Origin of the sequence: Anaerococcus sp. mt242, from assembly GCF_016798225.1 — a bacterium.
GTDB lineage: Bacteria > Bacillota > Clostridia > Tissierellales > Peptoniphilaceae > Anaerococcus.
Genome location: NZ_JAEUYX010000013.1, coordinates 26,847 through 41,620 on the forward strand (window position 1 = coordinate 26,847; position 14,774 = coordinate 41,620).

General features: G+C 32.5%; 13 protein-coding genes. 12 read left to right on the forward strand and 1 reads right to left on the reverse strand.

All coding sequences use genetic code 11. The annotated features are described in order from the left end of the window. Window positions 1–7: 7 nt before the first annotated feature. Window positions 8–1,789: an oligoendopeptidase F gene (gene pepF, locus JNO63_RS06350; protein ID WP_203127660.1), complete on the forward strand. Its 1,782-nt coding sequence runs from the start codon at window positions 8–10 to the stop codon at window positions 1,787–1,789. Window positions 1,790–1,837: 48 nt separating this feature from the next. Here the strand turns inward: pepF and JNO63_RS06355 are convergent, their stop codons facing one another. Next, the gene (locus tag JNO63_RS06355; RefSeq protein ID WP_203127661.1) at window positions 1,838–3,187 is read right to left on the reverse strand and encodes a sodium-dependent transporter; all 1,350 of its coding nucleotides are present in this window, start codon (window positions 3,185–3,187) and stop codon (window positions 1,838–1,840) included. A gap of 199 nt (window positions 3,188–3,386) precedes the next feature. On the opposite strand from JNO63_RS06355, the gene JNO63_RS06360 reads away from it, so the two are divergent. The 11 genes from JNO63_RS06360 (at window position 3,387) to JNO63_RS06410 (ending at window position 14,414) form a co-directional block, all read left to right on the forward strand. Then, window positions 3,387–3,689: a hypothetical protein gene (locus tag JNO63_RS06360; protein ID WP_203127662.1), complete on the forward strand. Its 303-nt coding sequence runs from the start codon at window positions 3,387–3,389 to the stop codon at window positions 3,687–3,689. A 27-nt stretch (window positions 3,690–3,716) separates the two neighbouring features. After that, entirely contained in the window at window positions 3,717–3,920 is a 204-nt protein-coding gene (locus JNO63_RS06365) for a hypothetical protein (protein ID WP_203127663.1), read from the forward strand. Window positions 3,921–4,047: 127 nt separating this feature from the next. Then, complete coding sequence (locus JNO63_RS06370) at window positions 4,048–4,761, forward strand: glycerophosphodiester phosphodiesterase (protein ID WP_203127664.1); 714 nt, start codon at window positions 4,048–4,050, stop codon at window positions 4,759–4,761. A 218-nt stretch (window positions 4,762–4,979) separates the two neighbouring features. Continuing rightward, window positions 4,980–6,374: an ABC transporter substrate-binding protein gene (locus JNO63_RS06375; protein WP_203127665.1), complete on the forward strand. Its 1,395-nt coding sequence runs from the start codon at window positions 4,980–4,982 to the stop codon at window positions 6,372–6,374. Window positions 6,375–6,386: 12 nt separating this feature from the next. Then, on the forward strand, window positions 6,387–7,544 hold the full coding sequence (locus JNO63_RS08705; RefSeq protein WP_203127666.1) for an ABC transporter ATP-binding protein: 1,158 nt from the start codon (window positions 6,387–6,389) through the stop codon (window positions 7,542–7,544). Then, window positions 7,492–8,406, forward strand: a complete 915-nt coding sequence (locus JNO63_RS06385) for a carbohydrate ABC transporter permease (RefSeq protein WP_295884618.1) — start codon at window positions 7,492–7,494, stop codon at window positions 8,404–8,406. Before JNO63_RS08705 ends, JNO63_RS06385 begins: the two co-directional genes overlap by 53 nt. Window positions 8,407–8,415: 9 nt before the next feature. Then, on the forward strand, window positions 8,416–9,243 hold the full coding sequence (locus JNO63_RS06390; RefSeq protein ID WP_203127668.1) for a carbohydrate ABC transporter permease: 828 nt from the start codon (window positions 8,416–8,418) through the stop codon (window positions 9,241–9,243). 8 nt (window positions 9,244–9,251) lie between these two features. Further along, window positions 9,252–10,517 (forward strand): alkaline phosphatase family protein, encoded by a 1,266-nt coding sequence (locus tag JNO63_RS06395; protein ID WP_203127669.1) that lies wholly within the window; start codon window positions 9,252–9,254, stop codon window positions 10,515–10,517. Window positions 10,518–10,660: 143 nt separating this feature from the next. Then, entirely contained in the window at window positions 10,661–11,617 is a 957-nt protein-coding gene (locus JNO63_RS06400; RefSeq protein ID WP_203127670.1) for an ABC transporter ATP-binding protein, read from the forward strand. Between the two features lie 8 nt (window positions 11,618–11,625). Further along, a complete protein-coding gene (locus JNO63_RS06405; RefSeq protein WP_203127671.1) occupies window positions 11,626–12,744 on the forward strand; it encodes an ABC transporter substrate-binding protein in 1,119 nt (372 codons plus the stop codon). Between the two features lie 2 nt (window positions 12,745–12,746). Then, a complete protein-coding gene (locus JNO63_RS06410; protein ID WP_203127672.1) occupies window positions 12,747–14,414 on the forward strand; it encodes an ABC transporter permease in 1,668 nt (555 codons plus the stop codon). The last annotated feature ends 360 nt before the right edge of the window (window positions 14,415–14,774 follow it).

The following is a 14,774-nucleotide window of genomic DNA, read 5'->3' on the forward strand; positions in this document are numbered from 1 at the left end:
GAAAATAATGAAAAGAAATGAGATAGATGAAAAATTAAAGTGGGATACCTCTTTAATTTATGCAAGTGATGATGAATATTATAGTGAGGTAAAACAAGCTAGAGAACTAGCTGATAAGCTTACAGACTACAAAGGCAAAATCACTGAAAATGCAGATTCGCTGTTAAACTTTCTAAAAGATTATGAAAATCTAATGAGAAAATTTCACAAGGCAGGAGTTTATGGCCATTTAAAATCAGATGAAAATACAGCTGATAGCACTTATCAACAAATGAGCCAAACAACTTCTATTGCTGGAGCAGAAATTTCTGAAAAATTATCATTTATTACACCAGAAATTCTAGCAGCTGACTATGAAGATATCAAAAAAATGCTAGGTGAAAAAGAAGAATTAAAGGCATATGACCATTATTTTGAAGACTTATTTAGAAATAAAGACCATGTTCTAAGTGAAAATGAAGAAAAAATCCTAGCTAGCTTTTCAAAATTAAGTCAAAATCCAGTTTCTACCTATATGGTTTTCTCAAATGCTGATATGAAATTCCCAGCTGTAGAAAAAGACGGTGAAGAAGTTGCTCTATCAGATGCAAACTTTACAACTCTTGAAGAAGATAAGGACCGTGATTTTAGACGTAGGGTTTATGAAACTTATTATGGAGTTTATAAACAATTTGAAAATACAGCTGCATCCTTACTTGACGGGGAAATTACTAGTCACAATATAGAATCAAAACTTAGAAAATATAATTCAGCTCGCCAAATGAGTCTTTCAGCAAATAACTTAGATGAAGAAATCTATGATAATCTACTAGAAATAGTCCACGAAAATATGGACATCCACAGAGACTATACTAGCCTTCGTAAAGAATTTTTAGGGGTAGATGACCTAGGATTCCACGATATATATGTGCCATTAGTAAAAGATTATGAAAGAGAAATCGAATTTGATGAAGCACGCGAACTAGTACTTGAAGCAATCAAACCACTTGGAGAAGAATACGTAAAAGTAGCCCGCAAGGGATTTGAGCAAAGATGGTTTGATGTTATGCCAAATGAAGGAAAAAGATCAGGTGCATATTCTTCAGGATCATACGATACCCAACCATATATCTTGTTAAACCACACAAATACAATTGGTGATGTATTTACAATTGCTCACGAACTTGGCCACTCTATGCACTCATACTACACAAGGAAAAACCAACCATATATTTACGGGTCATACTCAATCTTCCTTGCAGAAATTGCATCAACAACTAATGAGCTTTTACTTTTAGATTATATGCTAAAAAATAGCCAAAGCGAAGAAGAAACTGCATATTTACTAAATTATTTTGTAAACCAATTTAAATCAACAGTATTTAGACAAACAATGTTTGCAGAATTTGAGCACGAAGTAAATAAATTAGTTGCAGATGGTGAGCCTATCCCAGCAGCAAAACTTGACCAAATTTACGGTGACTTAAATCGCGATTACTTTGGTGGTGATATAGAAGTAGATGAATATATTTCTGCAGAATGGGCAAGAATCCCACACTTTTATATGTTCTATTATGTATTCCAATACGCAACAGGATTTATGTCAGCAGTAGCCCTTAGCCAAAAAATCCTAAATGGAACTGATGAAGACAGAAAAGCATATCTCGATTATCTAAAAGCTGGTGAAAGTGAATATCCAATTGATGTTCTTAAAAAAGCAGGCGTTGATATGACAAATAAAGATGCTATGCAAAAGGCTATGGATGTAGCTCGTGAAGCCTTAGAAGATTTAAGAAAAGCAATAATGTAGGCAAATAAAAAGAGTAGATTAAATTCTACTCTTTTTTCATACTTATTTTTATCCAATACCACCAAAAATTATGCCCAGTACTAGGGCAAAAAAGCTTAAGGCACAGTATAAATATTTTCCAAGTGGATAAAACCAATTTCCAAGTGGCTTTTTACGTCCCTTATTTACTTCATTAATAGCTAGTTTTTTATCAAGTATCCAGAAAAACATTATTCCAGCTAAAAGTGCTCCTAGGGGAGCTATTATTATAGAAACAAAATCCATCCAAGATCCAACAATGCCTTGGATAAATATTGCCGCTACAATTCCAAAAGCATTTATAAGAAATGCTGACATTTTTCGACTACATCCAAATTTTTCTTGGATATAAGCAACTGGCGCTTCATAAAGATTAATAATTGAAGAAAATCCAGCAAAAAGTATGGCAAGATAAAATATAATCATCAAAATATTTCCGCCCTCAATCTTATTAAAAACATTTACTAAATAAATAAACATCAGTCCTGGGCCGCCTTCGTTAAGGTCAGCATTTCCAATGGCCATTGCTGGAATTATTACAAAAGCTGCAAGAAGAGCTGCAAGTGTGTCAAAAAATGCAATATTTTTTGCGGAAGAAGGAATATCTTCATTTTTTGGCAAATATGATCCGTAAATCACAGAACCATTACCTGCAATGGAAAGGGAGAAAAATGCCTGGCCAAAAGCAAAAACCCATAGTTTTATATCAGCTAGTTTGCTAAAATCAAGGTCAAAAATATATTTATAGCCCTTGCTAGCAGCAGGATTTGTCCCAATATAAATTGCAAGACCAAGAAGTAATATAAATAAAAGTGGCATCAAAAATTTATTTGCTCTTTCAATACCCCTTGCAATTCCAAAAGACATTATAATCATTGAGGAAATTCCAGCAACAATTATCCAAAAATTATTGGCAAAGGCACTAGCAGTTTGTTCAAAGGTAGCTCCAATTAGAGAAAAATCATTGGCAAAACTACTAAGACTACCATTTATGGCCAAGAAATTGTATCTAAAAATCCATCCCATAACTGCAGTATAGCCAATAGCCAAGGCAAGAGATCCCAAGACAGGTATAAAACCTAATTTTCTACCAATTTTTTCCTTGCCCCTTTGGGCGGTTGCAAAGGAAAATGCATGAACCGGTCCAGATCCAGTAAGCCTACCTAAGGCAAATTCTTCTATAACTCCAGTTGATGCAATTAGTATTACAAATAAAAAATAGGGCAATAAGAAACTCATTCCACCAAATAGCGAAGCCATTACAGGAAAACGCCAGATATTGCCCATGCCCACTGCAGAGCCTATTGAGGCTAGGGTAAATCCAAGCTTGCTTGTAAAACCATCGTTAGTATTTAATTTTTCGTTATTATTAGTATTCATAGTATTTCCTTAGAGTCTTTTATGGTATTATATCAGATTAATTCGAGAAATATAATAGCAAGTTGCTAGCAAAACTTATAAAATATTTATATTTTTTCTAAAAGTATGATTAGATACCTTTTCATCGGGTAACAAATTAACGGCTAGCCAAGTCATATTTGAAACTAATATTTAAAGATAGAAAAAGAAAGGTAGCGTTGTGAAAAACTTTAAAAAGGCAATCGGCAAAGCAAACATACTCTTAGCATCTTTAGCATTAGGAATCGGATTAGTACTACCCACTCAATCAGCACATGCAGACAGTGGAGATCACAGTGGAGCAGAGTGTGTAGCAGGTGTCGCTGGTGAAGCAACAATTGGTGCAACAACACTAGGACTAGCAGGAGCAAAAGTAGGAACTGTAACTCTACCAGGTGGAGGAACTGTAGCTGGATCTGCTGTTGGAGCAATCGGCGGTGGCATTGGTGGAGCAATTAAAGGTGCTGCAGACCACTGTTTCTAATTAGTTTTTATGAAATAAGGAGATCTCATGAATCGAGACACTTTATATTCACCAAAAGTATTAATAATTGGGATAATAGCTTTAATAGCAAAATACTTCCTAGATTTTAAATTATCAGGTAGTCTATCAGTTAGCTCATATTTTGACCACAACTATTTTTATATAGTTGCAGTGTTAATTTACATATTTGGCTACATAAACTACAAAAAAACATTAGATATAAATAAATAAAAATTATTAGGGGCTATAAATATAGCTCCTTTTTTAATGGAAGATAATGTAAGCAATAATTTACAAAATAAAAATAAAATCAAAACATTTATTTTGTATCATAGATGTAAAAATTTAGGAGGAATATATGATAAATTTTGCCCATAGAGGATTTAAAGGAAAATATCCGGAAAATACTATGCTAGGATTTGAAAAAGCAATTGAAGCTGGTGCGGATGGCATAGAATTTGATGTACATTTGTCAAAGGATGGTCAGTTAGTAATAATCCATGATGAAACACTAGATAGGACAACAGATGGAAATGGTTTAGTTTGCGAAAAAACTCTTGAGCAATTACAAAAACTAAATGCATCAAAACTATATCCAGAATGTGAAACTCAAAAAATCCCAACCCTTAGAGAATATTTTGAATTTGCTAAAGACAAAGACATTATTACAAATATAGAGCTAAAAACATCCATAATTGACTATCCAGGTATCGAAGAAAAAGTTTATGACTTGATAAAAGAATATAAGTTGGATGAAAAAATAATAATATCATCTTTTAATCATAATGCTTTAGTAAAATTTAAAGAAATAGCCCCTCATATCAAGTGTGGAGTATTGGAATCATCAAGACTTCATAAACCATGGGAATATGTAAAAAATCTTGGCATGGAATATTATCACCCAATGAATTTTGTTGTGGATAAGGAAATAGCTGAAAAATTTGCTGAAAATAACATTGGCTTAAATATTTGGTTTGGAAAAGCAGACTATGATTACAGTATATATCTTCCATGTAAACCAAGTGGCCTTATAACCGATTATCCAGATAGAGTGAAAGAATTTTTAGATTAGCATACTTAGGGTATGCTTTTTTCTTTGTTAAGTATTTGTAAAATTTATATAAATTTTATAAATAGCTTATTTATAAAGATTTTATAAGTATTTTGAAATTTTTGTAAAAAATATTTAAAAAAATAATTGCTAAAATTTACCAAACTATTACAAATTTAATAAATATATTTTATACAAACTGATTAAAATGTACCTACATTAAACTTTTAGGAGGGTGTATGTTTAATACAAAAAAAATATTTGGCCTAGCTTTATCAATGTCAATGTTACTAGGCTTTACAGCTTGTGGTGCGAATAATAATGACGCTACTACAGATAATAAACCAGCACAAACAGAAACTGCTAACACAGAAAATGCAGGTGATAAGGCAGAAGAAACTAGCGATGCTCCAGCAGAAAAAGCTTCAGATGATAAAACATCAGCAAATACAGATGATGGCAAAATCCACCTTACATATTGGTATGCATGGAAAGATAAAATCGGCGAATCTAAAGAAGAATTAGTAAAACAATTTAACGAATCTCAAGACGAAATTGTAGTTGAAGCAGCATACCAAGGTTCATATGATGAACTTTCATCAAAAACTCAAGCTGCAAAAGCTGCAAACAATGCTCCAGAAATATTTGAAGTTGAAATTGCAAACATGTACACAATGGGTAAGGGCGGCATGATAGAAAATCTTACACCATTTATCGATGATGAAGTAAATATTGATGATTTTAATGAAGGTTTAATGCATGAAGCTTATATAGATGAAGATCTTTACGGACTTCCTTTCTATAGATCAACACCAATTATGTACAAAAATGTTGATATGCTAAAAGCTGCAGGACTTGATCCAGAAGGTCCTAGAGATTGGAAAGAATTTAAAGAATATGCTAAAAAATTAAGAGATAAAGATAATGATAAATATGCAATGACATTTAACCTAGATCCATGGTTCTTAGAAGCTTGGGTTTATTCATCTGATGGATTCTATGCAAAAGATGGTAAAGTTGGCTTTGATCAAGAAGGAACAAGAGAACCAGCTAGATTTTTACAAGAACTTGCAGATGAAGATCTAATCAAAGTAGTTTTAGGTGAACAATCAGGTGATACACAAAGACAAGATTTTGTAAACCAAAACTCTGCTTTATATTTCACATCTACTGCAGGCCTATCATCTCTATTACCATTAGCTGAAGAAAATGGATTTGAACTTGATACATCTTTTGTACCTGGCAATAAACATTATGCAGTTCCAACAGGTGGATGTAACATTGTTATGACTAGTGGTCTTGATAAAGAAAAACAAGAAGCTGCTTGGAAATTCCTTAAATTTATGACAGCAACAGATCAAAACGTGTTTGCTTCAGAATATACAGGATACCTACCAACAAGATATTCTTCAGTAGAAACTGATAAAATTCAAAAACTTCACAAAGAAGTTCCTCAATATAAAACAGCTTTTGACCAATTAGAACATGCACAAGCAAGACCAATTGCTAAAGGATGGCCTGAAATGGAAAAAATGCTTTATGAAGGTGTTACAAACACAACAACACAAGGTGCTGATGTTGATCAAATTTATGACAACTTACAAAATCAAGCACAATCTATATTGTCATTTTAGTTAGGATAAATAATGGCGAGTGTAAAATTAGAAAACATATATAAAAAATATGAAGGCAATGAAAACTATTCTGTCAGGGATGTATCTCTATACATCCCTGATGGAGCTTTTGCTGTTTTTGTAGGTCCATCAGGATGTGGAAAGTCTACTACTCTAAGAATGATAGCAGGGCTTGAAGATATCACAGATGGAAATATTTATATAGGAGATAGATTAGTAAATAATGTAGCTCCTGGAGATAGAAAAGTTGCTATGGTTTTTCAAAACTATGCACTTTATCCAACTATGACCGTTCGTGAAAATATCGAATTTGGACTTATAAATAATAAAGTACCAAAAGAAGAAAGAGAAAGACTTATCAGAGAAATTAGTCAAATAGTTTCACTAGATGAATATATGGATAGACGCCCATCTAACCTATCTGGTGGTCAAAGACAAAGAGTAGCCCTAGCACGTGCTATGGTAAAGAAACCAGATATATTCATTTTGGATGAGCCACTTTCAAACCTTGATGCTAAGCTTAGAGTACAAATGAGAACTGAGCTTAAGAAAATTCACGAAAGATTAGGAACAACATTTATTTACGTAACCCATGATCAAGTTGAAGCTATGAGTATGGGAACACAAATTATTGTTATGAATGGTGGAGAGGTTATGCAAGATACTACTCCAGAAGAAGTTTATAAAAATCCATCAAACATTTTCACAGCTAAATTTATAGGATCACCTCCTATGAACATCATAACTTTAGATGAGCAAGCAAAAAAATATTATGAAACTAGTGATGAAAAAATAAAATTTGTTGGTTTTAGACCAGAAGACTCCCACATAGTAAATCATCCTAGTAGAGAAGATTCTCTATTTTTTATGGCAAATGTATTAAACGTGGAGCCACTAGGTTCAGAAATCATATACACAGTAGAAAATAATCTAGGAACATTTCAAGTAAAATCATATGATAAAAATATAAATGATTCTAAAGAAATTGTTATTGAAGTGTATAAAGAAGATTTAAAATACTTTGATGAAGAAGGAAATTTATTGACTAATACAAGTAAAGAAGTTGATGATAATAAATCTTTCGTTACAAAAAGAGAAAGGGGAGAAGGCTTTGACAGTGTCAATCAACAAAAAGAAAGAGAAAACACAAAAACCTATATCCAAAAGTAAAACAAATGCTTCCCCTTATCTGATGGTAGCTCCATCAATGATAGTTTTTATCTTATTTTCTTTTATTCCAATTATATATATGATTTACTTATCATTTCATGATTGGAATTTTGTATCCCCTGATATGAATTTTGTAGGTTTAAAAAACTTTAAACAATTATTGGGAGATCCTAGGTTTATTCAAACAATGAGTAATACTCTTTTGTATACTGTTTTGACAGTAGCAGGATTTGTAATTTTTGGATTACTAATTGCATTGGCCCTAAATAAAAGCACAAAAATCCACTCTTTTATGCAAAGTGTAATCTTTGCACCTTATATTATTTCCTTAGTTTCCATATCCATGCTTTGGTTATGGTTGATGGATTATGATTATGGATTATTTAACTTCTTATTAGGTAGGATTGGAATTTCACCAGTGAGATTTTTGACTGATCCTAATGTAGTTATTTATTCATTAGCTGCAGTAAGTATTTGGAAGGGTGTTGGATACTATTCATTAATATTTCTTTCAGGGCTTCAAGCGATACCAAATGATATTTATGAAGCAGCAGCCTTAGATAATACACCTTGGTATAGAAAATTATTTAAAATTACACTTCCTATGTTATCACCTACAATATTTTTTGTTGGTATAACTAGTATAATTGCAAGTTTTAAAGTATTTGAAACCATAGCTATAATGACTCAAGGTGGACCTATCAATGCGTCCAATACACTAGTTTATTATATTTATGAAACAGGTTTTAAGTTTTTTAATATGGGTTTATCATCTGCTGCTGGTGTAATTTTATTCGTAGTCATAGCTATACTGACATTCATTTATTTTAAATTGATGTCTAGTAAAGTTTACTATAATTAAGGAGAATCCATGCAAAAAGAAAGTATATTAAGAAAAATATTTAGATATATCCTATTAATATTAATTATAATTGTTTTTTTAGGACCTTTTTTATGGATGGTATTTACATCTTTTAAGCCACTAGCAGAGACACTAAGATTACCACCTACATTATTTCCAGAAACATGGGTACCACAAAACTATGCTGATGCTTGGCAATCTGGACCATTTTTGCACTATACAAAAAACTCAATAATAGTTACATTATCTGTAGTGATTTTACAGCTTCTTACAATAATACCAGCAGCTTATGCATTTGCGAAAATGGATTTTACTGGTAGAAAAACTTTGTTTTCATCAATCTTAGTAACTATGATGATTCCAGCTCAATTAATATTTTTGCCAGTATATTTAATGTTTTCAAAGGTTAACCTTATTAATACTTATTGGTCATTAATATTACCATGGGCTAGTTCAGCTTTTGGCATTTTCTTGCTTCGCCAAAGATTTATGCAAGTTCCAGATGAGATTATTGAAGCAGCAGTTTTGGATAATACACCTACTTGGAAAATAATTTATAAAATTATGCTGCCTCAAGCTAGGGGTACTGTAATTACAATAGCGCTATTTACTTTTATTTCTGAATGGAATGACTATTTCTGGCCATTGGTTATGACAAGCAACGATGATGTTAGAACTCTTCCTTTAGGAGTATCTATGCTTAAATCTACTCTTGATGGTATTCAATGGAATACAGTTATGGCAGGAAATGTTATTTTGATACTACCAATAGTAATAATTTACCTAATTGCTCAAAAAGAAATTATAAAAGCTATGACTTATAGCGGAATAAAATAGGAGATATTATGAACAATACACCACTTATAGTAATTTCACTAGATGCTCTTGGAAACTGTGATGAGGAAGTTTACAAACAATTACCATTTTTAAAATCAATGATAGAAAAAGGTACTTGGATTAAAAAAGTTGAATCAGTATATCCAACTTTAACTTATCCTATACATTCTTCAGTTGTAACAGGAAGATATCCGATAGAACATGGAGTAGATAATAATCTACTTGTGCAACCAGAGAAAAAAGCTATGGATTGGTATTGGGATCATTCTTATATTTCTGGCGATACTATTTTAAACAATGCCCACAATAAAGGATTAAAAATTGCAGCTTTTTCTTGGCCAGTTTCTGCAAAAGCAGATATTGAGTTTAACGTCCCAGAAGTTTCTCCAAATCCAGAAGGAACATTTATTGACCACTTAAAAGAAAATGGTAGTGGTGAATATATAGAAGAACTTCAGTCTGTCTTTGGTCCATTTGATAGTCATGATAGTCAAAAACAAAAAGATGAGTGGATGGCAAATGCTACAGCCTACACATTTGAAAAACACCAACCAGATATTACTTTTCTTCATCTAATAGATGTTGACCACCAAAAACACGTTTATGGTGCAAGTCATTTTGCAGTAAAAGATGCAATAAAAGAATTAGATGATAGACTTAGTCGTATGTTTGAGAAAATTTCAAAAGTTAAAAATCTTGATGAAATAAATATAATGCTTCTAAGTGACCATTCTCAAATTGATACAGCTTATCCTATTAGACTAAACAAAATGCTAGCTGATATGGATTTAGTAAATGTAAATGAAGATGGAACTGTAAAAGAAGACTGGCAAGCATATTTCTTAACATGTGGAGGATCCACAGCTCTCTATACAAAAGAAGATAATCCTAAACTTGTAGAAGAAATCAAAGAAAAAATTGAAAGCCTTAACTTAGAAGGTATAGATCAAATATTTAGTACAGAAGAAATTCAAGAATTAAAATCAAGTGACTCAGCTAAGCTTTGGCTAGAGGCTAAAGAAGGTTATGTTTTTGATGCAGATGCTAGAGATTTCATTGAAAACAGAAATCAAGAACCAGGACCACGCGGAAACCATGGATTTTTGCCTAGTAAAGAAAAAAATCTAGCAATAGCAATATTTGCAGGTCCAGCTTTTAAAGAAAATAGCATCATAGAAGATGAAAAGATTGTAGATATCGCTCCTACAATAGATAAGATTTATGATTTAGATATGAAAGATATGAGCGGAAGTGTTATTGATTGTTTAAAATAAGATATATTATAGTTTTCATTAATCCACCCCATGATGTCAGGGGTGGATTTTTTTACGAAAACTTTACAAATATTTTGCAAAATTTATACGTTAATTAGGTAAAATAATTTCTGCAGCAAAGATTCTAAGAAAGCAGGAGTATTATGAAAATTTCACTTATAAATATTAATAAAAAGTTTTCAGATAGTTTTAGTATTAAGGATTTGAATTTGGTCATAGACCATAATTCTTTTACCACTCTCTTAGGACCTTCTGGTTGCGGAAAAACTACCGTTTTAAGGATGATTTCTGGCCTTGAAATACCAGATAGTGGAGAAATATTATTTAATGATAAAGTTATTTTTTCAAGTGAGAAAAATATAAATATTCCTCCAGAAAAACGTGGTCTAGGTTTTGTTTTTCAAGACTTTTCCCTATGGCCTCATATGACAGTTTTTGAAAATGTTGCTTTTCCTCTAAGGGCTAAAAAAAATAATGCAGATATTGATCAAAAAGTTTTAAAGGCCCTCAAAACTGTGCATTTAGATGGCTATGAAAATAGATTTCCAAGGGAGCTTTCTGGTGGTCAACAGCAAAGAGTTGCCTTTGCTCGCGCCATTAGCGACAATCCAGATTGTGTTTTATTTGATGAGCCTCTTTCTGCTCTTGATGCTATTTTAAGGGAACAAATGCGCCTTGAAATCACAAAAATTGTGAAAGATATGGGACAAACTGCAGTTTTTGTCACCCACGACCAAGAAGAAGCTATGTCTATGTCAGATGACATTATTATTATGAATAATGGCCACATCGAGCAAAAAGCAAGTCCTGAAGATATATATAAGTATCCAAAAACAGATTTTGTGGCTCATTTCATTGGCAAATCTAATTGGCTGGACAAAAATCATATGATTCGCCCAGAAGATTTTACTGATAAGGAAATCCCAGGCTCAGACTTATATAAAACAGAAGTTATTTCTTCACAATTTTTAGGAGATTCTTACATAATTTATCTGGATTATATGGGAAATAATTGGTCGTTTAATTCCAAAAACGGAAAAAAGGCAGGGGAGATTTTAAATCTTTATGCCGATAAGAAAAATATTATAGAATTTAACTAGGAGAAATTATGAAAAAAATTCTTAATGCCCTTATGGCACTATCTATTGCAGCTGCGCTTTCAGCTTGTGGCAATGCAAACACAACAGAAGCACCAGCAGAAAATACTGCAGAACAAACACAAAGTGCAGAAGAAAATAAGACTGAAACACCAGAAGTAAAAGAAGAAAAAACTGAAGAAGCTGCTCCAGCAGAAACTTCAAGCGAAGAAAACAAAGACCTTTCTGGATCAGTTACAGTTTATATGCCAAGCCCAAAAGGACTTAACGAAAAATACATTGCAGCTTTTGAAGAAGAAACAGGTGTAAAAGTTGATCTTTTTGAAGGAACAACTGGAGAAATTCTTGCTCGTCTAGAAGCAGAAAAAGACAATCCAGTAGCAGATGTTGTGGTTTTAGCATCTTGGTCTGATGGTCTTGCTATGAAAAAAGAAGGAAATCTAGAAAGCTATGATGCAAAGGATGCTGACAAACTTTACGAAGATTTTATTGATAGCGATAAAGAATTATTTGGTACAAGTGCATCAGCAGTTGGAGTAATCTATAACACAACTATTGTAGAAAACCTAGATGCTGATTGGGCAGATTTTGCAGATGAAAAATACAATGGCGACATAGCATTGCCAGATCCAGAAAAATCTGGTTCAGCAAAAGATTTCTTAGCAGGATACTTCTCACAAAACAAAGATGATTGGAAAACTTGGGAAGATATTGCAGCAAATGGACTAACAATTCCAGGAGCAAACAAAGCAGCCCTAGAAGCAGTAACAACTGGAGAAAAAGCAATTCTTCTTGCAGGTGTTGACTACAATGCATACAAATCAATTGCAGATGGCGAACCACTAGCAATTTATTATCCAAAAAGCGGAACAGTTATCAACCCAAGACCAGCGATGATTTTAAAATCAGCTAAAAATATGGACAATGCAAAAGCTTTTGTTGACTTCTTAATCTCAGACAAAGCCCAAGAACTAGTAGCAGATGCATACCTACTTCCAGGCAGATCTGATATTACAACAGATAAGAGAACAAATGTAGCAGACATTCCACAATTTGAAAATCTAGATTGGGATTACATGCTAGAAAATGCTGATGAAATCTCAGCAAAAATGAATTCATTAGTAAAATAACAATGAAAAAGACAAAAACTAGTAATTATCTAATCTTATTACTACTTTTGTTTTTTATAGTAACACCGATAGCAACGGTATTTTTAAGAGCGATCATCATAGATGGTCGCTTAAATTTTAGCCAAGCAGCTGAGTTGATTTTTACCAAAGATAATCTTCTTACTATAAAAAACTCCCTATTATTAGGAATATTAGTAGTAATATGTGCAAGTCTGATAGCAACACCCTTGGGATTTATATTTACAAAATCAAGACTAGCCAAGTACAAGTGGCTAGAAATTATTTTTATGATTCCTTTTATGACTCCACCATATATCCTATCCATGGGTTGGATTCTATTTTGCCAAAAAAGAGGTCTTTTCCAACAACTTTTCCCAGCAACTGGCAATTTTAGCGAAAAATTCTTCTCGATTTTTGGCTTGGTTATGGTAATGAGTTTGCATATTTTCCCTTTTATGACCAATATTATAAAAAACTCCATTGGCAATATATCGGCAAATATGGACGAAAGTGCCAAAATTTCTGGGGCGGGATTGGGATATAGGCTTAGAAAAATAATTTTCCCCCTCCTTACTGGTAACTATGCAATTGGCATGCTTTTAGTATTTATCAAAACACTTTCAGAATATGGCACCCCGGCAACTATTGGTAGGAGAATCGGCTTTATAGTTTTTACAACAGATATTCACCGATATGCAACAGTAGCACCAATTGATTTTGGAAAGGCTGCAAGTTTATCTTCTATACTTGTAATTATCTGTATGCTTATGCGCATGGTTCAAAATAGAGTTACGGAAAAAAATACTTATAACCTAGTCGGACAAAAATCAGCCCGCACCAAGGAGATGAATCACCCAGTGATTTTTGATGTACTTGCAGTAATTTATCTTATAATCCTGATTGTATTTTCCATAGGCATCCCTTATTTTTCAATAATTGTCACATCTCTTATAAATTTAAGAGGCTATGGACTTAAGGCTGGCAATTTCACTGGTAAACATTATCTAGATTTATTCCAAAATAGGTCAGCAGCAAAAAGAGCGCTTTTTACAAGCTTCGGATTAGGAGCTGCAACTGCCATTATTTGTGCAGTAATTGGGACATTTATAGTAGTAAGTCTTTATCGTCAAGGTAAATGGAAAAAATATTTAGAAAACATCGCCATTTTACCAGAAATGATTCCAAACATTGTATTTGTAATAGGTCTTATGATTTTTTGGAACAAAATCTATAACGTCATTCCCCTTTATAATACAGTAGGATTTATGGTTTTAGTATATTCAGTGATGTTTTTACCATTTACTATCCAATACGTATCATCATCTTTTTTACAAATGGGAGATAATCTCATCCAGGCCGCAAAAATAAGTGGTGCAAGCAAGGCTTACACATTTAGAAAAGTAATCTTGCCGCTGATTGCCCCAAGCATAAGTTCAGCAGCCATGATGACATTTATAATTTCATTTAGGGAGTTAGTAGCAAGCTCCATAATTAGTCCACCAAATGTCATGACAGTATCAACCTTCATAACAAGCGAGTTTGAACAAGGCTCCGTATCCGTTGGTATGGCTATGGCAGTAGTATGTGTATTTATCACAACTGGGCTACTAATAGTAGTAAATATTTTAAACAATAAAAGAAATAAAAAAATAATACTTGACACAAAATAAAATACCTAGTAAGATTAATAGCACCACTCAGAAAGTGTGTATCAAAAAATATTTGACAAAACTTTTTGAATGGTATATCATATAAAAATGCCACACCTGCTATAAAAGTTGTTTATAGCAAAAATATTAAAAAAATTATCAAAAACATTTGACAAAGATTTTTAATCGTGGTATTATATATCTTGTCGTTAACACACGACAGATTGAACCAGATAAGTTAAACCTTATCTACAAATAAATAATAATTAAACTTAATCAATTAATTTGAGTAACCAAAAAAGACTTTTTCATATTTTGAAAGAGTTACAATGATTCTTATCTATATAATATAGAAAAAGGATAAATTTAAATCACGCATTG